The organism is Pseudomonas sp. MF6747, from assembly GCF_963890955.1.
Classification (GTDB): domain Bacteria; phylum Pseudomonadota; class Gammaproteobacteria; order Pseudomonadales; family Pseudomonadaceae; genus Aquipseudomonas.
The window spans coordinates 38,231-59,125 of record NZ_CAWPSZ010000011.1; the positions used below are offsets into that span (position 1 = coordinate 38,231).

General features: G+C 56.9%; 25 protein-coding genes and 1 pseudogene. 2 read left to right on the forward strand and 24 right to left on the reverse strand.

Going from position 1 to position 20,895, the window contains the following annotated elements:
• Positions 1 to 5: 5 nt before the first annotated feature.
• From AACW30_RS12155 to AACW30_RS12170, 4 genes are all read right to left on the reverse strand, one after another.
• Positions 6 to 314, reverse strand: coding sequence for a hypothetical protein (locus AACW30_RS12155; RefSeq protein ID WP_042558346.1), 309 nt, complete (start codon positions 312 to 314; stop codon positions 6 to 8).
• Positions 315 to 317: 3 nt separating this feature from the next.
• Positions 318 to 1,700 carry an integrating conjugative element protein gene (locus AACW30_RS12160; RefSeq protein WP_042558347.1) on the reverse strand — a complete coding sequence of 461 codons (1,383 nt, stop codon included), beginning with the start codon at positions 1,698 to 1,700 and terminating at the stop codon, positions 318 to 320.
• Positions 1,697 to 2,653, reverse strand: a complete 957-nt coding sequence (locus tag AACW30_RS12165) for a TIGR03756 family integrating conjugative element protein (RefSeq protein ID WP_042558348.1) — start codon at positions 2,651 to 2,653, stop codon at positions 1,697 to 1,699. Before AACW30_RS12165 ends, AACW30_RS12160 begins: the two co-directional genes overlap by 4 nt.
• 105 nt (positions 2,654 to 2,758) lie before the next feature.
• A complete protein-coding gene (locus AACW30_RS12170) occupies positions 2,759 to 3,013 on the reverse strand; it encodes a helix-turn-helix domain-containing protein (RefSeq protein ID WP_042558349.1) in 255 nt (84 codons plus the stop codon).
• A gap of 158 nt (positions 3,014 to 3,171) precedes the next feature.
• On the opposite strand from AACW30_RS12170, the gene AACW30_RS12175 reads away from it, so the two are divergent.
• Positions 3,172 to 3,429, forward strand: a complete 258-nt coding sequence (locus AACW30_RS12175) for a LasR-specific antiactivator QslA (RefSeq protein ID WP_042558350.1) — start codon at positions 3,172 to 3,174, stop codon at positions 3,427 to 3,429.
• Between the two features lie 35 nt (positions 3,430 to 3,464).
• Here the strand turns inward: AACW30_RS12175 and AACW30_RS12180 are convergent, their stop codons facing one another.
• The 9 genes from AACW30_RS12180 to AACW30_RS12220 are packed head-to-tail and all read right to left on the reverse strand — an operon-like array spanning position 3,465 to position 10,926.
• Positions 3,465 to 6,218, reverse strand: a complete 2,754-nt coding sequence (locus AACW30_RS12180) for a conjugative transfer ATPase (RefSeq protein WP_042558351.1) — start codon at positions 6,216 to 6,218, stop codon at positions 3,465 to 3,467.
• Entirely contained in the window at positions 6,218 to 6,634 is a 417-nt protein-coding gene (locus tag AACW30_RS12185; protein WP_042558352.1) for a TIGR03751 family conjugal transfer lipoprotein, read from the reverse strand. Before AACW30_RS12185 ends, AACW30_RS12180 begins: the two co-directional genes overlap by 1 nt.
• Positions 6,597 to 8,114, reverse strand: coding sequence for a TIGR03752 family integrating conjugative element protein (locus AACW30_RS12190; protein WP_042558353.1), 1,518 nt, complete (start codon positions 8,112 to 8,114; stop codon positions 6,597 to 6,599). The genes AACW30_RS12185 and AACW30_RS12190 overlap by 38 nt, the downstream gene beginning before the upstream one ends.
• Positions 8,104 to 8,916 (reverse strand): TIGR03749 family integrating conjugative element protein, encoded by an 813-nt coding sequence (locus AACW30_RS12195; RefSeq protein WP_042558354.1) that lies wholly within the window; start codon positions 8,914 to 8,916, stop codon positions 8,104 to 8,106. The genes AACW30_RS12190 and AACW30_RS12195 overlap by 11 nt, the downstream gene beginning before the upstream one ends.
• Positions 8,913 to 9,554, reverse strand: coding sequence for a PFL_4703 family integrating conjugative element protein (locus tag AACW30_RS12200; protein WP_042558355.1), 642 nt, complete (start codon positions 9,552 to 9,554; stop codon positions 8,913 to 8,915). The genes AACW30_RS12195 and AACW30_RS12200 overlap by 4 nt, the downstream gene beginning before the upstream one ends.
• A complete protein-coding gene (locus AACW30_RS12205) occupies positions 9,551 to 9,964 on the reverse strand; it encodes a TIGR03750 family conjugal transfer protein (protein ID WP_042558356.1) in 414 nt (137 codons plus the stop codon). Before AACW30_RS12205 ends, AACW30_RS12200 begins: the two co-directional genes overlap by 4 nt.
• 7 nt (positions 9,965 to 9,971) lie before the next feature.
• Entirely contained in the window at positions 9,972 to 10,343 is a 372-nt protein-coding gene (locus tag AACW30_RS12210) for a TIGR03745 family integrating conjugative element membrane protein (protein ID WP_042558357.1), read from the reverse strand.
• A gap of 17 nt (positions 10,344 to 10,360) precedes the next feature.
• Positions 10,361 to 10,600 carry a TIGR03758 family integrating conjugative element protein gene (locus AACW30_RS12215; protein ID WP_042558358.1) on the reverse strand — a complete coding sequence of 80 codons (240 nt, stop codon included), beginning with the start codon at positions 10,598 to 10,600 and terminating at the stop codon, positions 10,361 to 10,363.
• Positions 10,597 to 10,926 carry an integrative conjugative element protein, RAQPRD family gene (locus AACW30_RS12220; RefSeq protein WP_042558359.1) on the reverse strand — a complete coding sequence of 110 codons (330 nt, stop codon included), beginning with the start codon at positions 10,924 to 10,926 and terminating at the stop codon, positions 10,597 to 10,599. Before AACW30_RS12220 ends, AACW30_RS12215 begins: the two co-directional genes overlap by 4 nt.
• A gap of 117 nt (positions 10,927 to 11,043) precedes the next feature.
• Between AACW30_RS12220 and AACW30_RS12225 the strand changes: the two genes are divergently transcribed.
• Positions 11,044 to 12,126 (forward strand): hypothetical protein, encoded by a 1,083-nt coding sequence (locus AACW30_RS12225; protein ID WP_042558360.1) that lies wholly within the window; start codon positions 11,044 to 11,046, stop codon positions 12,124 to 12,126.
• Positions 12,127 to 12,153: 27 nt separating this feature from the next.
• Here the strand turns inward: AACW30_RS12225 and AACW30_RS12230 are convergent, their stop codons facing one another.
• The 11 genes and pseudogenes from AACW30_RS12230 to AACW30_RS12280 form a co-directional block, all read right to left on the reverse strand.
• Complete coding sequence (locus tag AACW30_RS12230) at positions 12,154 to 12,885, reverse strand: TIGR03747 family integrating conjugative element membrane protein (protein ID WP_042558361.1); 732 nt, start codon at positions 12,883 to 12,885, stop codon at positions 12,154 to 12,156.
• A gap of 91 nt (positions 12,886 to 12,976) precedes the next feature.
• Positions 12,977 to 15,082: a type IV conjugative transfer system coupling protein TraD gene (gene traD / locus AACW30_RS12235; RefSeq protein ID WP_042558362.1), complete on the reverse strand. Its 2,106-nt coding sequence runs from the start codon at positions 15,080 to 15,082 to the stop codon at positions 12,977 to 12,979.
• An 8-nt stretch (positions 15,083 to 15,090) separates the two neighbouring features.
• Positions 15,091 to 15,606: an integrating conjugative element protein gene (locus AACW30_RS12240; protein WP_042558363.1), complete on the reverse strand. Its 516-nt coding sequence runs from the start codon at positions 15,604 to 15,606 to the stop codon at positions 15,091 to 15,093.
• The gene (locus AACW30_RS12245) at positions 15,603 to 16,151 is read right to left on the reverse strand and encodes a lytic transglycosylase (RefSeq protein WP_042558364.1); all 549 of its coding nucleotides are present in this window, start codon (positions 16,149 to 16,151) and stop codon (positions 15,603 to 15,605) included. Before AACW30_RS12245 ends, AACW30_RS12240 begins: the two co-directional genes overlap by 4 nt.
• Positions 16,133 to 16,852, reverse strand: a complete 720-nt coding sequence (locus tag AACW30_RS12250; protein ID WP_042558365.1) for a TIGR03759 family integrating conjugative element protein — start codon at positions 16,850 to 16,852, stop codon at positions 16,133 to 16,135. Before AACW30_RS12250 ends, AACW30_RS12245 begins: the two co-directional genes overlap by 19 nt.
• 9 nt (positions 16,853 to 16,861) lie before the next feature.
• Positions 16,862 to 17,533 (reverse strand): chemotaxis protein, encoded by a 672-nt coding sequence (locus AACW30_RS12255; RefSeq protein ID WP_042558366.1) that lies wholly within the window; start codon positions 17,531 to 17,533, stop codon positions 16,862 to 16,864.
• A complete protein-coding gene (pilL2, locus tag AACW30_RS12260; RefSeq protein WP_042558367.1) occupies positions 17,530 to 18,072 on the reverse strand; it encodes a PFGI-1 class ICE element type IV pilus protein PilL2 in 543 nt (180 codons plus the stop codon). Before pilL2 ends, AACW30_RS12255 begins: the two co-directional genes overlap by 4 nt.
• 93 nt (positions 18,073 to 18,165) lie before the next feature.
• Positions 18,166 to 18,925, reverse strand: a pseudogene (locus tag AACW30_RS12265) (DUF5983 family protein).
• Positions 18,926 to 18,977: 52 nt separating this feature from the next.
• A complete protein-coding gene (gene radC, locus AACW30_RS12270; protein WP_042558368.1) occupies positions 18,978 to 19,472 on the reverse strand; it encodes a RadC family protein in 495 nt (164 codons plus the stop codon).
• A 100-nt stretch (positions 19,473 to 19,572) separates the two neighbouring features.
• Entirely contained in the window at positions 19,573 to 19,830 is a 258-nt protein-coding gene (locus AACW30_RS12275; RefSeq protein WP_080896004.1) for a hypothetical protein, read from the reverse strand.
• Between the two features lie 71 nt (positions 19,831 to 19,901).
• Positions 19,902 to 20,483: an STY4534 family ICE replication protein gene (locus AACW30_RS12280; RefSeq protein WP_042558369.1), complete on the reverse strand. Its 582-nt coding sequence runs from the start codon at positions 20,481 to 20,483 to the stop codon at positions 19,902 to 19,904.
• Positions 20,484 to 20,895: the final 412 nt, after the last annotated feature.

The following is a 20,895-nucleotide window of genomic DNA, read 5'->3' on the forward strand; positions in this document are numbered from 1 at the left end:
TGACCTCACAGTCGGGTGAGCTCGACGCAGATAAAGAGCAGGAGTCCTAATGTCCCGATGCGTTTTATGCGCCGTCGATCCTGTGGTCGATGTTGGTAGCGCCGAAGCAGGTCCCACCAGAGTGCAAAGAGAGCGCCGTAAAGCAGCGCACGCCACCACCGCAGATAAGGCTGTGCGGATTCGAATGCCTGCTGCCAGGCGTCGAAACTACCCAGCGCGGTACGACCGATCCAGGCGGCCAGTGAGGCGGTCAAGATCATCACCGCAACAATCCCCAGACTTGAAAGCAAAGTGAATAGCGGTGAGCGTTTCATGGCTCACTTGCGCCTGGCGTCAGCATCATTGAGTCGACCCGGCTCAGGGTCACCTTGCTCGACGGTGCGCGAAGCCTCGGCACCACCCGCATGTCGATCGAGCACGAGGCTGGCGGTGTTGGTAGCCAGCATTTGTCGAACCTGCAGTTCGGTCTGCAGCAGGCGTATTTCACGCTCCAAAGCGTCGATGTTTTTCGTCAAGGCGGTCTGGGCCGGCTCGGCGGAGGCGATGTTGGGTTCGTGACTGCCTGCCAGTAGTGTGCGCAGTAGCAGCAGTGCCTTGTCCAGGACGCTGGACAGGGCCGTCTCACTAGCCAGGCGTCGTGCCAGCAGATCCTGATCGGGATCGTCGCGCAGGGCTTCGATCACACCACGGCTCACCGGCAGCATCGGGCTGGAGGCTTTCGCCAGGTTGTCAGGGATAGGGGGCAGAGAGCCAGACAACAGCCCTTGCAAGGCCTTAAGGCGCTCGTTATAGGCCTCCTGGATCAGCGGCGTCAGTCCACTGCCTGCGGTCGCACGCAGGGTTTCGCAGCTATCGCAGGTCGCGACTTCGCTCTCACCCAACACTCGAACGGCCCATTCGGATTCCTCTTGGGGCGAGGTCCATGTCTGGCAAATAGCGCCACCCAGGCAATCGCTGCTACTGATCGAGGCACTGTCGTCCACCGTCCGGTTATGCAGCAAGTTGTAGCCCGCACGCACCACGTCGGAGGTCACCCGAATGGGCGTCTGCCCATCACCACCAGCCTTCGAACCGCCGACCCAGGTCACTCCATTGTTGCCGTTATGGGCCTCGGTATTTTTCACCGCGGCCACTGCATCGCCGCCGGTTTGCTCCAGGTTGCCTTGCATTTCTTGGTTCTTGGCCAGTGCACCCCAGCCGGCTTGACCTACTTTGTCCGCCATCTTTTCGGCCATGGCCTGACAGGTCAGCTTGGAACGGTCGAAGTCGATACGACCTTGCATCACTCCGTTGCTGAGCAACTCATAGAGTCCTGGATTGGCGCGCTGGATGATCAACGCCGGCAGCGACATCACCGCTTGGGTCGCGTTCTGCACGACGCTACCCATGATCTGCTGAAAACCTTCGGTGACGCCGTTCAGCTGGTTTTGCAGGGTGTTGGTGAGGCTCATGTTTCCGCACATCATGTTCGCTCGCCAAGAACCACCGACACCGAGACCACTGGGTCGATAGAGCGAACTCGGTGAACCGACTGCCGAGCCGCCACCAATGGTGTACATCACGCGGTCATCGAGCACTTCGCCTTGAGTGCCCAGGCGGTAATCGTCTTCGGCGGAGTGGGCATGCGTGGCCATGGCAAGCAGTCCACAGAACAACAGACTCATCGCGCCCAACCATGGTCGTGCGAGAAGCCGGCTCATGAAGCACCTCCTTCGAAGTCGATACTGAACAGAAAGGTCTGCCCCTCACGTTTGCAGCAGCTATAGGGACGCCAAAGCGACCAGGCGTATCCGCCATCCGCGCTCTGGACTGGATTGCTGGGGAAGATGGCGCACGTGGGCTGAATTTGGGGGGAGAGCAATTGCCATTTGTGGGTCGAAGCGTCGTTTTCGACGATCGGGCCAGGTGGCCAGTAGCCGTCGTGTCTGGCTGGTGTGAGTGGTAAGTACACATGCGGCTGCCAGTTTCGGGTAACTACATCACCGGCCCGTTGTGCCATGACTGCGGCTGCCTTGAAATCGTCGGGCTGTACCAGAAAACCCTGCCGGGGATAAACGTTGCCCCACATGTTTCCTAAAACTTGACTACCGACTTCGCGGACCCCTGGCACAAGTGACTCGGGGTAGAAATTTTCCGGGATGCCATGGCGCCAGGCCAGTGAGTCCAAGGTACTCAAATAGTAGGGCATGAATGCAGTTGCGCCGCTGGCGCAGGCGTAGCCGGATTGTGAAGCCAGTTGCGTGGCTGCCCATCCGCCAGGGTGGCCTATACCATCGACGTTTTTGAACCGGGGCAGGTTGTTGCGGTGGGGGTTCGGGGTGATAAGGTTGCCGCCACCTTCCGCACCGCTGACGGGAGAGGAAAGGGTGGCCATCTCGATCCAGGGGTTATTGCCCGTGGCGGTGTAGCTTGAGACCACCAGTTCAGGAATGAAATGACGAACCTTGGTCGAGGTTTTGACTGTGCAGCCGAACGGTGTGCAGAGCAGCCAGAAGCAAATGCCGACGACCCTGTATTCGAGGCAGTCTGGCGAAAGCACGGAGGACGTGATGCTTCCGGTGTCCAGCGCCATGCTTGGACCGCATGCCAGCAGGATGCTCAGTGCCAAGGGTCTTAGCTTTGCGGGAGATATTGACGAGCAGACGGCAGTCATAATCCAGGCTCAATATGTATGGCCTGGGCAGATTCGGTGAGGGGCTGGAGATTGTCAGCGGAAATTATGGAAGCGGGTGTATCGGGTTTGCGAGACGTGAGACTATTATTTGACGTGAAGGAAGCTGCGCAGGATGTCGGGTTCCACAAGTAACTGATCTGCCGTAATTTCCAAAATATTGGCGAGCTTGCACAGAACCAACAGCGACGGATTGCCCGTGCATCGTTCGATTTGACTGACGTAGGTGCGATCCACCTCGGCCATGAGCGCGAGCTGCTCCTGGCTAAGGTTTTTCACGCGTCGCATCAAGCGGATATTTTCCGCCAGCCGCAGACGAAGCTGTTCGTAGTCTTGAGTCATGCGCGCAAATTGCGCCTTGAGGGACTCTCAATCCACGGGATATAGTCTGCATTAGCATTGCTCTATGCGATTTGAATGCTTATGGCTGGTACCTAGAGCCTATATGTTTTCGAAGCTGGCCTTTGCGTCTGAAAATAAATCAGAAATTTAGGGTGTATATGGACGAAAACTACATTTCAATTCCGCCGGCGGATGGTTGTCCAAGTCTTTTGACGCCGTGGGGTAGCGAATTTTCCTCAATGATTGAGCGTGGCGTGCAATGCGCCCAGGCTTGGCTTGATGCGCCTGGCGAAATTCCGCTGTGGTGGGAGCTGGCGCAAACCCGCAAGTCCTTCCCTGTCGGTGACTGTCAGGATGCCTTTGAAGCCGGATTTTTGTTGAGGGTTCAGCAGCGTCTCCGGGGAGTACGGCAATAACCGTTATCTCGTTTTAGAGCGCTGAATAGATTTACCTATACAGGGTCTATTCCTCGCGCTCTATCGATTCGTTCCGCTACCCGAAATGCCGCTTCCAGCTCGGAGCAGACGTTCTCCTGCATCAATGTCCAGCGCTCGGCTTTTTCCTCGGGCTCAGTCATGGCCAGGGCGAGATAAAGACTGGGTGGTACGGCCCGAAACAGCGTCTCAATTTTTTTCGATAGCACGACCCCTTCGGTGTACTTCCCCGGCTCCTTGCCAGCGGACAGCAGCAAGGCTTTTTGCGCAGACGTGAGCTTTTTGAACCGTGCGATTTCCTCAATCTCCGCGGGCGGCATATTCAAGCAAATCCACCATTCGATCATGTTGAGCATGGTCTGCGCAGCCGTTGGAAAGTCGGCAAGGTTTTGCGTCGCCAGCCAGAACCAGGCGCCGAGCTTGCGCCACATCTTCGTGCCCTTGACCACGAAGGGCGCCAGCAGCGGGTTCTTGGTAATGATGTGCCCCTCGTCGGTGACCATGATGATTGGTCGGCCCAAGTACTGGTCGCGCTCGGCGAGGTTGTTTACGGTGTTCATCAGGCTGATGTAGCTAATGGACATCTGAGCCTCATAGCCTTCGCGAGCGTAAGTGGCGAGGTCGACGATGGTCACATCGCTTTCCGGCCACGGGGTGCCTTCACGGTCGAAGAGCTCACCCTCGAAGCCCTGGCAAAAGAGATCGATGGACTCGCCCATTTCCTGTGCACGTTCGCGACGTTTTTCCGGTAAGCGCGAGTCTGTGGCGACGCGCAGTAAAGCGTTGCGCACATCGCGGGTCAGTACCTGACGGTTCGTTGCGACACAGATTTGCGCCGCATCGAGAATACACTCGCGGATCAAGCTGCGATCAGCTCGACTCAGTCGCGCCTCTTCCTTAGCCTCGCCACCGGTGATCATCAGGCGAGCGGTGATTTCCAACTCGCCGAGCACATCGCGCTGGTCCTCGCGACTGGCTACTGCTTCATCGTCCCACTCATCAATGGAAAGGCTCGCCACCTGATCTGGTTGTTCGACCAAGCGCCAGGCATCGCCGAATGGGGCAAGACTGACCGGGGCGCCAGGTTTTAATTGGACCTTGTTGATCGACAAGCCCTGTGTGGCGAAGTAGTCACCCTGCAGGCCGAACGAGTTGCCAGCCTCTACGATAAATAGGCGAGGGCGGTATATAGCCATGATCTGCATCAACAAGGTGACTAGGGTCGCTGACTTGCCGGCGCCGGTGGGGCCGAATAACAGCAGATGGCCGTTCATTGCCCGGTCTAAACGTGACAACGGATCAAAGCTCAGAGGCGACCCACCACGATTAAACAGCGTGATACCCGGGTGGCCGGTGCCAATGCTGCGGCCCCAGACTGGAACGAGGTTTGCCAGGTGTTGGGCGAACATCAGGCGTGTGTACCAGTTACGTGTGTCGCGGGCTGGGCTGTAAGCCATCGGTAACCAACGCAGGTAGCTGTTGCAGGCGGCGACTTCATCGCCCTCACGCACCGGTTGTAGCCCCGCACCCAGCAGCGCGTTCGTTAGGCCGACTGAGCGTTGGTGCAACTGCTGTTCATCGTGACCGCGCACGTAAAACGCCATCGTGCCACGGTAAAGCTTGTGCTGACGGCCGATGATCGCACGAGCCTCTTCAACATCCTGACGGGCCTGGGTCGAGGCAAGGTTCTCACCGATCGCTTTGCGGGCTAGACGGTTCAACTGATCCTCGAGTACATCCTGCGGTTTGACCACCAAGGTCAGACTCATCACCGTGCCCTCGGGTAACTGGTCGAACAGGGCATTCACCGCGTCTCCCTTGCGGATTTCGCCAGTGAGTTGACCAATCAATGGCGCCCGGCGCAGTTTATCTACCACCATGACCCGGTGGGGCTGATCATCAAAAAACCAGAGTCCATGCTGCACGTCCGAACGCGGTTCGTTGAAGAACAACCGTTCGGCAAAGTCGTGATCGAAGGGCAGTTCCAGCGACTCGCTCTCGCCAGACTCCGGATAGGCCACGCGGCGGTAGAAATGTTCGGGCGATTCATCTGTGAGCTTGGGGGCTGGATTGAACCAGGGCAGCAACCATGCATACAAACCTCGGCCATCGACTCGCGTCGATTGCACCCCGCACGCCTGCAACGAAACAGCGACACGTTCGCAAGTTTGTTGTAGCGATTGCACTGGGTTGAGTCCCGCCTCCTCACCCTCAGACTCAAGCCAGCGATAGATCACTAATCGCACCCGACGGCTGTTTCCTCGCCAGGGCAGGCGCGTGACTGCCTTATCCTCGAACAGGCCGCCGGGCTTGGAGATGGCTTTCAGATGTCTGTGAATTAGTTCTAGGTACGCTTCGGTGAAAACCGTGCCCCGGGCGTTGTCCTGAATATAGTCGGTGAGCCTGGTCAGGTAGGGGGTGAAGTCGTTGTCGTCCTGGCAGAAAAACTGCGCCACCCATGGCGCTTGATCCAGCTCGTCAAAGCTATCCTGCAGGGCATCTTCTATGGCATCGCGGGTTGCCATTAGCCAATCGGGTTCGCGCCCTTCTGTGCCGATGGGCAGTAACTCGAACACCGCCCCCACAGATTGATTGTCATCTAGTAGAAAACACTGCTCGGTGTCGAGGTATTCGACCCACGGCAGATGATCGGTGAAGCTGGGGTTGTGCGCATATAACGCAGCTTCATCGGCAAATGTGGCGCGTGGGCGCAATGGGTTGCGCCAGGCTTTCCATGCAGAAGAGCGGTTTCCCGCATCGTCGCTACACATTACAGATCTTCCTGGCGTTCACCCGGCATTGCGTACTGCACCCGTTGATAGAATGGAAAGACGGTCGAGTACCCCGGCACTGGTGCTTGCTCGGTACCACTCAGATGCGGATACACGTACATCACCAAATCAGGATTGGGTAGACGAGGGAACAGGTTGCGAATTTCATTCACTGCTGTACGCGTATACGGTTCCTGGAGCGCAGCGGAGAGATCTGTTTGAGCCAACGGGCGGCGCAACTGTTGCCGAGCATCCAACAGTAGCTGTTGAGTACCCTGTGAGCCGGCACCGTTCCAGATGTCCAGCATGGTTTGCTCGCCATGCGGCAAAAGTGTGTCCTTGTCTGTGGAACACCCCGTCAGGACCCAGCAGAGCAAGCTAATCCAGGTCAGATAGAGAGGTAGGATCTTTTTCATGGCGAACGCTCCGGCCCTTAGGCTCGTAGTCGATGGTGATCTCATGGTCGAGGTGCAGTGCTACTTCTGCTGCCGGTGGCACGTACACGGCCGCAAAGGCTTCGCCATACAGTTTGTTGACCCACTCTCGGATGTCGCTGACCCCACCACTGAGAATTGAATTCAGTGCGCTATTGCCACTGCTGCTGGTGACCCCGAAGGCACTGCCGCCCGAGCTGATCACGCTGCTGTTGTTTTGCTCATTCCCGAGCAATGCAGCGACGCCCGCGCCGGCAGCAGTGATCAGGCTCTGGCTACCGAGGTACTGCTGGGCGTTCGAGCGGCGCTCGCCGACGATGCAGGGAATGCCATACGGATCGGACAGGTAACCGAGTCCGCCGCGGATCTTGTCGGTGTTTGAGCTCTGGGTGGTGGAGGCATTGCGGCTGGCTACCGCTTTCGGCTGAGGCACCGTGCGGATGGTGCCATCGGTAAATACAAAAGTGATCGACTCGACCTGTCCGCGTACGCAAGACAGGGTCCAGTCACCGGACGCCGTGCCGCTCATCACAGCACCCGCGACGTCTGGCAGGTCGATGCCGTTGGCCGTCAGGTTCTCCGGACCGACCAGCACCTTGAAGGGATAGGGATCATTCACGGTGCCATCCACCGGGACTCGGCCAATCAGCGCGGTCATGGCGACCGAGCCCATTAATGTCGCATTTTCGGGAATGGTGTAGACCGGCTTCGCACCTTCGGTACGATCACCGGATCGCGTCAGGTCACGCTCACCCTTGGTGACCTCGCGTAACTGCTTCTGGCTGCGGTCGATGGCATTGTCCTTCAAACCCTCCAGTGAGTTGAAGGCAGTAGGCAGACTCGGTGCGGAGGAGGTCTTGGTTTTGCCTCGGGCTTCGGTGGAGGGAGCATCCGAAGGTTCAATCCACTGCAGCGCATCGTTGGCAGAATGCAGCCCTTCGAACTGGTCCCCATCGCCCGGCTCAAGCCCCAATCCGATCGGCATGTCCTTGCCTTTGCCGGCCAGCCCCGACAACTGCTCCTGCAATTGCGTTAGTAGACCGCGAGCCTGACGACTGTCTAGTTCTGCTTTAAGTCGGGCCTCGTTGGCTTGTCGACGGCCTTCGTCGACCTGCTGTGTCACGCTGCCAAGCGCCGTCTGGATACGCGAATCGACACTGTTTTCCCGTTCGCGCAGGCGGTTGTTCTCTGTTTGTAGTGAATCGTTATGCTTCTTCAAACCGAGCATGTCGCTGCGCATGGCCTTCACCTGGCCGACCAGGGTGGCGACGGTATCGCGTGGGGTATCGCCCGCAATGCCGAGCGACTTGGCTTGCTCGGCAGATAATTGAATATCGCCCTGATCAACTGGGTGCTCTGGAGAAGGTGTGCTGCCTCCCGCGACCCAGCTTTTCATGATGATCAGCACCACGCCCAGCAGCGCAGCCGGTACCAGCCATTTGAGCAAGGCGTTAGCCTTCATCGTAAGCACCTCGCGCAACGGGCGGAAGCATCACGGCGTGTTCGAGGCCGGCACCGCGAGTGATGAGGTACGCAATCGTGGTGTCTTCCGCACTGCCGACCGGCCCGAGGAAAGCATGCTGGAAGGTCGCGGCGAACAGCTTTGCCTGAAGCTGACGCGGATCTAGTTGCACCGTCGCTGTACCTCGATTGCGCAACTTCACGGCCGTCACCCAATAGTCACCGAGCCGCCAGGCGGCGATGGGTGTGCTGGAAACGTTTTCGCTCGGCAGCAGGGTCGGCAGTTCGGTGCGCAGCTTGAGCGGGACGCGGCGTACGCCGGGCAGGGACTCCACGGTGCGCAGCGGGCCGTACAGGCTTTGCGCGGCGTAGCGCGTCAAAGCGGCCGGGATCGGCGTACGTTCTGGAACAGGGACGGTGCTCGATTCAGACTCGATAGCTTGCATCGGAGCATTCTTGAGAATACGCACGGGCTCCAGGGGTTGATCGCCAGGCGTGGCCGCGATATCCAAGAGGATGATCTCGCCCGTCTTGACCGATTGCAGTTGCAGTCGTGTCGGTGCAATGGCTTCCGACGCGCGCAGGTACAGCGTGCCTCCGGTTGATTGCACGCGCAGTTTATCCTTCAGAGTGGGAGGCACGCCGACACGAACAGCTTCATCGACAAAGACCACTCGTTCCTGATTGATCACCAGTGGGACCGCGAGCGGTAGGCGTTCCCAGTGCATCAGTTCGACGGCCTGCGCTGCAGCGCCCGATAGCATCAGTGTGAGGGTGAGTCCCAGGGTAGAAATCCGCTTCATGGATCACCTTCAGGCAGTGAGATTTTTTGCGGCGTACCCTGATAGCAATCCAGTGCAAGGCCCCACTTATTGCGTTCGGGGTCCAGATCGAAACGCACCACCCGTAACGGATAACGCACGACCACCCGTTTCACCGGTTCGGCGGCGTAATACTCATCAGCGTTAAGGTCGAGTGTGACCAACCAACTGTCGCGATCGAGTTGCTTGACCCGCAGTTCCGGATCTTCACTGTAGCCTCGGCCTAGAATTTCGTAGACGCCACGCACCCGTTGACGCAGTTCGCCGGCGGCCTTGCGATACTCGTAGTCGCCGTCGAGGAAGGCCTTGCAGGCGGGTGTCAGGTAGGACTGCAAGCCATAGATGGCGCGGCGATAATCCTGCTCGCCATCCGAGGGCCAGCGGTTGAGTTGGCCAAAGATGTAAAGGGCAAAGGCATACACATTCTCTGGGGGAACATCCCACCACTTGCGCGTGCTGCCCGAGCGCAGATCAGGGGGGACGTGCACGGTCAGATCGGTTGGTGCTGAGCGCCAGCCATACCATAGTCCGGCGCTGAGCAGGGCGAGCATCACTATCGCCAGACGCAGGCTGAAGATATGGGCCTGTTGGGCATCGACCTTGTTTCGAAATCGACTCATGGCTGCCACCGGGACAGGGCAGGGCGCAGTCGACGTGAACGGCGAACCGTCCAGGCACCGGAGTGGAGAATCAAACTTCCACGCCCCAGGCGCCAACGGCTGGCGAGTATCCATTCGAGCTTGCGGTACAACCAGGTCTCCGGACGAGCCCGTTTGGCCCGACGCAGTAGCGTGCCCCCGATCAATAAGACCACTGTCATGCCTGCGATCATGCTGGTCGGCGCCACGGCAATCGAGGCGGTGACGATCGCCAGAGGAATGCCCACCAGCAGGCCAATGACGGCGCCGGAGCCTAGGGCTACCCACATTTCATCATTGGTTAAACCGCGCAATACGGCTGGATCACGATTGAGTCGCTCTGGCAGAAAGACCAAAGTGCCGTCGGCAAGGCGTTCGATAGTGTCGTTCATGCCAACCTCACAGAATCGCGGCAGCTTTGGTGAGGAACCAGATGATGATCACTACCAACAGGGCGCCGATACCAACTACCGCGCCAAGGTCTTTCCAGGTCTTGCGCTGGTTTTGGACATCGGCGAATACGGTCAGGGAGTGCCAGGCCACGCCGAGAAACGCGAGCAGGGCAATCAGTAGACCGAGCAAAATGCCGCCGTCGTAGGCGTAGTTTTTGATCGTCTCGATCAGCCCGGAACCTTCGCCTCGGGAAGGCGCCTCCATGGTCGGTAGTTCGGCAAAAGCTAGGCCTGGACCAAGGACCAGCAGCAGACCGATCAAGCGTTGGCTTGTACGATCACGCAGGTTGTTTTTGATAGGGACAAGGCACTTGAGCATGATCGCGATCTCCGATATTAGGACAGGGTGAAGAACATCAAAATCAGCAAGGCGAGCAGTACGCGCGCAGCACTGCCGCCAAAGGCACCAAAGCGCATGCTTCCTGTCGCCCAGCCCCGGTAAGCCGTCCACATCACCCAGGCACACCACAGCAAAGCCAGGACGAGAACCAAGGACAGCCACAGTTTCGAGCTGCTCTGTGCCGAGAAGCCGGAAGCGTTTTGAAAGGCGGCGGTCTGGGCGTCAGTCATGCTCACGGCGAGGACTCTGCGGATGGGGTGTCGAGACGGTATTCTCCGACCAACTCAGTGGAGTCGCGGGGTTGAGCGCGAGAGGGGGAGAGATAGTCCTGCACACCCTGGCGGATGCGCTGGATGTCTTGAGTTAGGCGGGGATAGTCAAAGCGGTAACGTGTATTTGACTCTGGTGCTTCGTCACGCGAGACCCGTAGTACCAACGTGTCGAGAGTATCTAGCTGTCGGATGAGTAGACTGAGTTGCTGCTCATGCTCGCCCGCAGCAAAGCAGTCGCTGTGAAATGCGATCACAGTGAGCATGAGAACACGAATAGGAAAAACGGACATTGTGGTGGTCCCGACGTTGGTCTGGAATTAAGATCTCCGAGGGAAGAGTGAACGTCAGCAAATTAATCGAGCTGGCTACGATCGGTTTTTATTCAGTTGTCGTTAAGGATGATAGTGGTGGAAGGAGTTAAAGAAAAATTGATAGTTGAGGTCGCAGAGTGTCTGCGTGGCCGCACTGACCACGAAATTCTTGAGTTTTATATATCGACTGAGAAATTCGCAAGAAAATACGCTGTCAGTTACGAGCTAGAAGGACCAATGCATTTGGTTCTTGATAACAGCATAATTCAGTCTTTTAAACATAGAGCAACTAAGCCGAATCGTGATTTGCAGGCGTTATCATATACTGCGTTCACCAGATTTGTAACAGGCTGGAGCGACCGAGAAACCTACTTGGCTGTGACTCCTGTAGCCTTATATGAGCATATGGGGCGTCGTGGAAATATTAAATCTGCTGACGCATTAAGTGCCCTCGAAGAGCTTCGGTTGTTTTTCGCTGATACAGGTCTGCGTATGACTTGGATCGGCTTTAAGTCGATTGAGCATTTGGTGAGCGTTCTGGAGGCGGTGCATGATGACGATGTATACCTCACTCAATATTTTAAAAGAATAGAAGAGCTGAGTTGGAAAAAAGATCTCGAGGCTCCTTTTGGTGTGCTAATTCCTCTAGGTATTGCATATCGGGAAATACCTGATGACTTGCCATTGAAATATTTTGATCCCTGGTATGTTAAGTTTGTGCTCACTAGTCGAGTTGAGCGCGCGATAATTAAGCAGTCACAGCATAACCCTGATGCCCTTCCGATTGGGAGTGGTCCAATGGCGGATGCTCTAGCGGATCTTAATAACTTCAATAAGAAGGGGACTTTGTTAGGCCTAGGGGATGTCGATATGTTGCAGGTATGTGACGGTTCCCGGCAATATAAGCAGAAAGCCGGTTATGTTTTAGTAGGGCAAACGCTGGACGATACGCTCTCTGATGTCCTGCGGCATCGACATTCATATGTCGAGAGTGCGGGGGTGGAGTTTGGGACAGCTGATACGGAGCATCAAATCAAAGGCATGGTTAATTTCATGTTTTCGAAACCCTTCTCTGAACATCAGAAGCGAGGTGACTGGATTCAGCCTAAGTACCAGGATTTTATGAGTGCAATCGTCACGGCCTGCAAAAAAGCGAGTACGAACTCCAGTCATATCTAATGCTTTGAAAAAAAGGGGCGTCAAATTTTAAAGATATTTCTTGAATGTTGCGGCGGTGATCGCCGTTGTTATCCCCAACATTGCGGCGCACGGTAAAAAAATAGCGAGTGGATTGAGCGAAAAGGGGAGAGACAGATAAATGATCCAGGGCACGAGCAGCACTGTTGTCACGGCTCGTTTAGCACGATGGTAGACAAAACTGCTTTCGCGACCTGCCCCAAACTTGCGCAGGTCGCGTCGCATCAACCCATCGACAAAACCAGTAAACGTGGTCATTAGAAACAGTGGGGCGGCCAGGACCAGAATGGTCAGGCGTACCACGAAGGTAAAGGTCACGTAAACTGCGGCCAGCACGAAATCCTCAATGCTCACGTAAAGCTGGTTGATCCAGCCCCAAGGGCCGTTGCCTTGGCTTGACACTCGCGCCTGCTGGGTAAAATCCGCAAAGCCAGCTTTGACCAGAAGCCACTGATTGAGGAAATCCAGCCACCGGCCAATCGTCTGTCCAGGTTGTTGGAGGATGAGTGAATCTTTGAAGTGCTCGCTGAGCCATCCCAATTCACTATTCAACATTGCCTGGCTGTGATGCCAACCCTGATCGCCCCAGACCAGCAGCAGGCCGGCGAACTCGATGAGGATCGAAAACACCAACGACGCCATTAGCGCACCGATGATGCGCAGGACTAGGCTGATTGCCGAGATAATCAACCCCGGGCGGTGGATCGGTTGTGGTGGCTGTTTGTGGGCGAAAGTCGCCATCGTTCACTCCATTACGCTCTGCAGATTTTGATTTAGGCATGACTCCTGCCGAGTGCGTATTCGGTTGATCGAAACCTGTGGTGGGGCCGGGCTATCCCACCTGATCTAAATCGAAGTTGGTAGTTGGGCCGCCACCACTGGCGCTCCACCATTGTCCCGCCTGCGCGTTGTAGGCCGCTCGCATCCGTTGAGTTAGTTCCTGCAGGTCTTTGGGCATGGCATCGTCGTTGGAGGGTTTTGGCAACGGCATGCGGACTTTCCAGAGCTGACCACCGGCCTGGAAGGAGAACATTTGCCCCTTGGGCAAACTGACGATGTGAGCAGGCTCGATCAGCGGAACGCTGGTGCTGCTGACACGGTCCTGTGAGGACGAGGTGAAGTCCGTATTGGCCTCCGGATCGGAGGTGTCGGTCGCACCCGAGACCAATGTTTTGGTCAGCACATTAACCTTGGGCAACTGCTGGGTGAGTAGTTCCGCGGTTGCGGTTTCGCGCACCCGCAGCATCTGTAGGGTGTTGAAATTGCCCACCACCTGGCCGGCCTTGGCGCGGTTGCCTATACGTGCTTCGATATCGCTGAGGGTTTGGGTATAGGCGGTTACCTGGATACCGGCACCGCCCCCCTTGTTGATCAGCGGAATGAACTCATCGCCCATCAACTCGTTGAACTCATCGGCATGTAGGTTGATTGGCAGTTTGTCACCAGCGTTGCCAGATTGAGGCAGCCCATGGTCAATGCCATGTTTGTAGATATGTCCCGCTACCGAGACCAAGTCGGCGAACATTGAATTGCCCACGGCGGCGGCCACTTCGGCATCAGTCAGCGCATCCAGGCCAACGTAGACGATGCCGCGTTTTCGGATGATCTGCATCCAGTCGAATATCGGCCGCGGGTCATCCAGGTCGGTGTAGTTGGGAGCCAGTAACTGAGCGGTCTTGCCGGTAGTGAGTTTCTCCAGCAGCGGCAGTAGCGAGGCCACGATTTTGTCGAAGTAAGTGCGGTCGTAGCGCACCGCTGAACGCAGTCCGTCCATTACGGGATCAAATACACGCTTCACCGCCAGGTATTGCTCGATGGCCACCACCCGCTTTTCGCGTCCTATCATATGCCGGGGAATGTTCTTCTCTGTGAGCTTACCTTCGAGCTGGACGATCACTTCCCACGCCTTCGGGTCGGTCTTGGCGAAAAACTGCTGGGCGTATTCGATGAACAGCGCATCGATGTTGACCACATGCCGCTGGATCTGCAGGTAGTCCGGACGCCGGCCCAATTCGATCAAAGCCCGGGCAATGATGTTGACGAAACGCCATGCGAACTCACGGAAGGCCGCAGAGTTACCTTCACCACTGAGCTGCCCAGCGATGCGAGATGCCACTTCAGAAATACGTCCGAAACGTCCCACCGCGTTGTAGCGGGCGGAGATTTCTGGCCAGCCCAGATGGAAGACATAAAACTCTTTCTCCCGGCCGGCGCGTTTGGCTTCGACGTACATGCGCTTGAGCAAGTCGGCATCGCCCTTCGGGTCGAAGACAATCACTACCTCATGTTCAATGCGATGAATGTCCTGGGTGATGTACACCTCAGCGAGTCGCGTCTTGCCGACGCGGGTTGTGCCCAGCACCAGCGTGTGACCGACCCGTTCGCCCAGTGGCAGACTGACTTGCGTCTCATCGGGCTCGACCCCATGCAGCAATGGCGAGCCTCCTACCGGTGGTAAAGGGCGCAACGGATTGACGGCACTGTCCCAGGCGGTGACACGAGCCAATGTCGATAGCGGAAACGGTGCATGCTCAAGGGACCGTTCGAGTCCACGGGCCAGGCGATAGCAGGTCGGTTGGTCGACATAATGTGCGACCGCTGGATCCTGAGCCTCGACCAAGCGCTGGGTATGCAGGCGGGTCCAGCGAAACCCGCGGCCCATGAACAGACGCTTACAACTGACCGGAATCTGCCGACTGGTCAGCTCGTAGCGGGATAGCCGACGGATATTGCGCCGATAGCGCAACACCTCCCATGCTTGTCGCAGGCGGATCAGGCCGAATAGGGTATAGGCCAGCGCCGCAACCAGCCCGATCTCGGGTGACAGGGCCACAGCCCAGGGCGAGTACACGCACAGTACTGCGGCAGCGATGCAAATTGCTACCGTGTAAAGCTCCACCGCGGGACGGAGCTTGGACTCCATCGCATGCTCGGCCATGACCTTACTCACTGCTCCAATGATGTGGCAGTGATCAAGACAGGGTAATGCTCAATCTGCAGGCGGGTGGCGATGTCGTTACCGTTGACCGGTAGGATGGTGACACTAGGAGCGGCTGCTCGGATCCGAGCCAAGGCTCCGGTATCGGCCACTTCGACGGCAAGGCCAGCCGCGCCGATTTCCTGCAGCTCAGTCGCGCGTTGACGCAACCAAGCCAGTGATTGGGTATCCTCACCCACCAGGAAAAATGGCCGTAAGCCCGGCATGTTTAGGGCGCGAGACGTGATTTGGCCGGGGCTCAAGAGGGAGCTGCGAACGGGTAATATCCAGGTTTCATCGGCAAATGTGGACAAGTCCGTATGCATGGCGCGACCAGGCTGGAGATTGTTGTTTATGGGCGGCCTAGCAACTTGAAGATGGGGACGGGTGAAGCCGCCAAACTGGTCCTCTGCAACGGATTGTTTCGACTGGGCGAAAGCAGCCAAGAGCAGGGAGAAGTAATAGGCAGTAGGAATTCGTTTCATGGTGGTGTGCCTTGTTCAGCGGAAGCCTGTAGCCGTGCGAGTTGCCGGGAGAATCCATCGCGGTAGCGCGCGGCGGGTAAACCTCCCGCAGGGCGGTGATAACGCCCAGCGGCTGAAACCCAGTCACCGGTGACGGCGTGATGCTCTTGCAGCAGGGCGGCAGTCACAGCTAGATTGCGGTAGGGTTCGAGAGCTTCGCAGGGACTGGAAAAACGTTGTCCGTGATAACCCAGGTTGGTTTGCCCAAGTCCGGCGTCGACCCGTTTAGCGTCATATTGTGTGAGCGCCTGGAGCAAGGCGTGACATGCGGCCTGGCGAGTGGGGAAACGGTAGGGTGTTCCGGCGATATTTAGGGTCCAAGGCCACGGCAGCAGTCGACCACGGACGCGAATACCGCTCTCCTGTAAGGCAATCGCGAACAACACCGTAGAAGGGATGTTGGCGTCATGCGCCGCCAGTTGATAAGCCGGAGGCGGAAGTTCGTTAGCCCGAACCGTGTGCACCGTCAGCAGGAGCGCAATAGCAATCAATCGAGACGTTGCCATTGTCCATTCACCTGTTGAAATGTGGCGGGCAATGGCCCCGGAGCCCCCAGGCTGAACCATCGACCACGGTCATGGTTCAGGGTGATCTGCCCGCGTTGAACCTTAGCCGGATCGATGTCCGCTTGCCGAGCCCAACTGCGGACGCGTTCATCTTGGCCTTGGCTGCCCACTAGGTAGATATCGAACGCCGTGTCACTGTTCTGCAAACGTTGTGCTTCAGCGGTGCATGCAGGGCAGTGGTCCTCTACAAAAAGGGCTGGGCGCGGGGCGACTGATGAGCTGGTAGGGGAAGAAGATGCCATGCCCTGGATCGGTAGCTGACCAGGAAACAGCTTGGTCCAGGCCGCGGTGTAAGCGTTTTGGTAGGCCAATTCACGCTCGGCGCGTTTGGCTTCCAGTGCTACCTGTAATTCAGCATAGCGCTGGCGCTCTTGGTCGGTCTGGGCCTCAACCCCTAGGGCGGTCAAGGGATCGAGCTTCGGGCTCCAGAAACCACGTGGGCCGGTTTGGATCTGCTCGAAGCGCGTCCACTCCTGCTCCGTCAGACCCCAGCTTGCAGCCTGTTCAGCGTGCAAGCGTCCCAGCGGAATGGATTGTGTGTCCTGGATCCGCGACGGTGTCGTGACAGGCGTGCCCATCGCAGCGCCTATGGCCAGCAGCGACGCGAGACAGACGACGGGGAGTAGTGGCGCTCTGTTCATGATCGCTTCTCAAGGGAGTTGCACGGTCTGGTCTGGCTGAGCGACCACCGAGAAGATGGCTGAGTGCGGCTCCAGCACTTTCAGGTGCCAGGCTCCGAACTGCTCGCCGGCATGCAGCAGCCGAACATCTATGAGAGAGCTACTGTCATGAGGTGCGACTGCCAAAAAGCGCTCACCTCCGCGGGACTCGACACCCAACACCGAGAACGGTGGCGATAGCGGGACGGGTTTTGGGGGAGCCGTCTTTTTCGGCTTGTTCGCGGAAGAGGTTGGCGGTGGTAGGGAAGGCTGAGTCTTGAGCTCCAGTAGCTGCTGTTCGACGTGCTCAAAGCGTCCGCTTAGAGCTGTCAGATCTTTCACGGTGGCGCGCTCTGCCAGACCGTCGCGCATCTCCTGTATCTCTTGCGCCCACTGATCCAGCATCGGATCGAGGGTATTGGCCTGTTGCTCACCTGTATCGACCATCTGCTTCAGGTCTTTCAGCGAGTACTGCAGTTTCTCCTGTGCGTCCCTGAGCGCGCTTAAATCACGTTGCAAGGTGTCCAAAGTTTGGAAGCGCTGGGTGTTCGTACTCTGTAGCTCGGCCATGCGCTGATACTGGTTAAACAAACCGCCGCTCAGCCCGGCGACTGCCAGGCAAAGTAAGCCAACAATTATGGTTTGAAACGTCGAGGCTTTCATGGACGTGCCTCCGCCTGATGGGACGAGTCTGGTGTAGCCCGCACGATGCCGACATCAGCTTTCTGCTGTTCGAAGCAGACCGAACGGCTGACCTCATCGGTCGTGAGTTGCCAGGCGGAGCCAGCCAGTACCTGTAGTGCGCTGCGTAACGCAATCGGGCCGAGTCGGTAATGGGCTGCAGGCAGAGGCCGAGTGAAAAGTGTCTTTACTGGTTCGGTGGTAGGGCAGAGCGAATAACCCGAGCGCTGCAGCACGTAATGCATCGCCTCCTCTACCGAGGGATTAAGGTTGGACGGTATGCTCACATCAATTATTTGAGCGAGAAGATCACGTTGCTCCGTAGTGGGCTCTGTGCTCACCAGGGTATAGCGACCATAACGGATCTCCGCCGGATGGTTTGCTTCGGCCGGGCTCCTTGATAATTGGGTCCGATTGGAGCCACTGTCGATCTTTGGATTAGTCGGCAATGGGGTGGAAATTTGCGCGCTGCAGGCACTCAAAAAAAACAGCAGGCAGACAGGCGTAAAAAAACGCTCCATGAAAAAACCTCATGTCAGATTCAGTACAGAACCTGACATGAGGTGAAGGATCGATTCAGTGAGAAATCCGATTTATGGCAGGTCGTGTTAACGCTAAATACTTTGCTCTGCATCATAGATAGCTAGTCCATCCAAGACATCAGCGTCGGGGTCGAAGATCAACAATCGCACATCCGCCAATGCCGCCATATACAGTACGTTGACCAAGGCTGCCGGCGTACTAGCATCGAGTTGCTCTTGCCTCAGCGATGAGTAAGAACAGCCCTCGATTTTTATCAGGTTATCGTCTGTCCAGGGCGTGCCGATCAGCTTACACCCGACTGCCATTGCAGTCCTTCAGGACAAAGGGTTCGAACAGCAGCCCGGTTGGGCTAGAGTCGAAATAGTCCGCCCCGCGTTCCAAGTAGCGCAATGCTTCTTCAGTGAGGTGTGCGGTACTGATCTCCCAAGCTCGGCTGTAGCGTCCAGTCTCGAAACTCAAACGATGGACCACGGACTTGGCTTCTTCCAAGGAGTCAAAGTCCGCGACGTGGCACTGCTCGTTGAACACTTAGCCTATTACGGCATAGACCACCTGGTGCACCAGTCCGTTGGACGGGCAGCAACCATCCAATTCATTCAGAATGGATTGGCCTTCGCTGATCAAGGCGAAATCATCATTGAAGATGCAGGGGACCAGTTGCAACGTATCGTCGGACAGATGCTCCTGGGAGTCGTGCATAGGCCGAAAGCAGGGAGGACAGCCATCCTCGTAGAAGATCAGTAACAACCGTTCGATATAAAGTTTGTCGTAGCCCCGAGTAAATGGATTTGAGGCGATCAGCAGGGTGGGGGCTTGGTGTGTGGGGTTCATGAGCGTGCTCCAGAATGAAAATAAACGAGGCGCCCGTAGGCGCCTGTGAGGTTTAAAGCCATCCGTATTCGGCAAGGGAGAGCGGGCGACCTTCACCCACGATAAAGTGATCCAGTACGCACACGTCGATCAAGGCCAAGGCCTCTTTCAGCCGTACGGTCAAAACACGGTCCGCCTGGCTGGGCTCTGTACACCCTGAGGGGTGGTTGTGAACAAAAATGACGGCTGCAGCGTTATGCGCGAGGGAACGCTTAACGACTTGGCGGGGGTAAACGCTGGCGCTATCAATGCTGCCGTGAAAGAGGATTTCAAACGCCAGCACCCGGTGCTGGGCGTCAAAAAAAATCACACCAAAGACTTCATGTTCTTGTTGTGTAAGCTGCAGTTTTAGGTAAGAGGTCACGGTTTCAGGTGACGTCAGTTTAGGACCGCGGTTGAACAGTCGACGATCCAGAATATGCAGCGCTTCGTCGATCAGCTGGTTTTCTTGGATAATGCGATCAGCCTCGAAATCCGAGGTCTCAATCAGTGTGAGTGGGGTGTTCATGGCGCTACCTCCGAAGGGAATAATCAGGGGTACACGCCCGAGGGGAGTGGTTTCCCCAGGGTGGGTGTGGAGTTGCAGGCGTTTGCAGGTGATGTAGGGTTTACAGCCGAGTGTATCGGTGGCGTTGACCGTGCAGAGGTGAACCACAACCGTCGCAAGGCAATGGAGAAAAGGATCTTATTCCCCAGCCGGTTTCGGGATCGAAGTCGGCACTGATGGGCAATAAGCGAACCAGCCCCCGGTGTATCGCGGCGATACGTTGTTCGGTCTCATCTGGCGAGTAATACAGCGATAACGTGCTGTAGTCCTCGTAAGCCGCACCGAACAGGCAGTCGTCGCAAAGCCAGAAGGATTCCATATTGGTTCTCCTGTGCTGGTTGAAGAAAAGGCGCTCGATTGAGCGCCTTGATGTAAAACATCATGGATTGTTCAGACGGACTGAACAGCACGTGTGGCGACACGGCGGGCCGTGCGGGGAGTGGTTGGAGATTCCGGTTCAATCCTGGAGTCTGTAGGGTTGTCGGTATCCTCAACTTCGGCATCAGCCGAAGTTGGGGACGGCTCACGGTTTGGCGCTTGCTCAGCAGGTGCTGTTGCTTCCTGCCTGGCGGGCGCTTTGTATTCGAACTTGCCATTGACCTTGATCCAGTCGATGAACAGCAAACGACCTTTCAGGCTGGCGCCAGGTTGGCCTTGTTTATCGCCTTTCTCATAGAGAAATGGGTCGATCCACAGGTCACCAATACGGAACGACAGCAAGACCTTTTTCTCGGCCTTGACGGCGTCCATATAGAGACGAATCAAACGGTCAGCTTCGCCACCAGCGACTTTGCAATCAAAGCGGGTGTACTCCACTGCATCAGTGGCACCATGCAAGGCTGCGATATCGCAGGCCATGAATGGCTGACCGCGGCGGACCTGTACTTCACGAACACGGTTGAGGTAGCCGATACCGACGGTGTGCAGGTTGAAGTAAGAGGTCGCTTCTTGGGATTGGTTGGCGTAGGCCATGGTGGTTCTCCTGTTTCAAGGGAAAACGGCGACGCACAGCCCCTGACGGGAAAGTGAGCCCCCGTCAGGGTGGGTAAGATGAAGTCGAGCGATGAACGACTCGTCACCGGCAAACCGATGACCATCAGAATGATGCTTCTGAAGGAATAGCTGTGCAGTAGAGGAGCGTTTGCGGTGGTAATCCACAGGCATGGACTAGTCGGCATTCATCACCGCTGAAGCGGCAACCGCGCGAGCTTCCGAACGCTAATCGCACTTGGGTAAACCACCACGAACGTGGCGTAGCCTTGAAGGTTCTGGCCACCTGGGCTGGGCTGTCAACGACAGCGAACCACGCCCTTTGTATAAGCCTGTCAAAGGGGAGCGTCAAGACGCTGCAACCCGATTTTTTACGCCTGGATTAGAGTGGTAT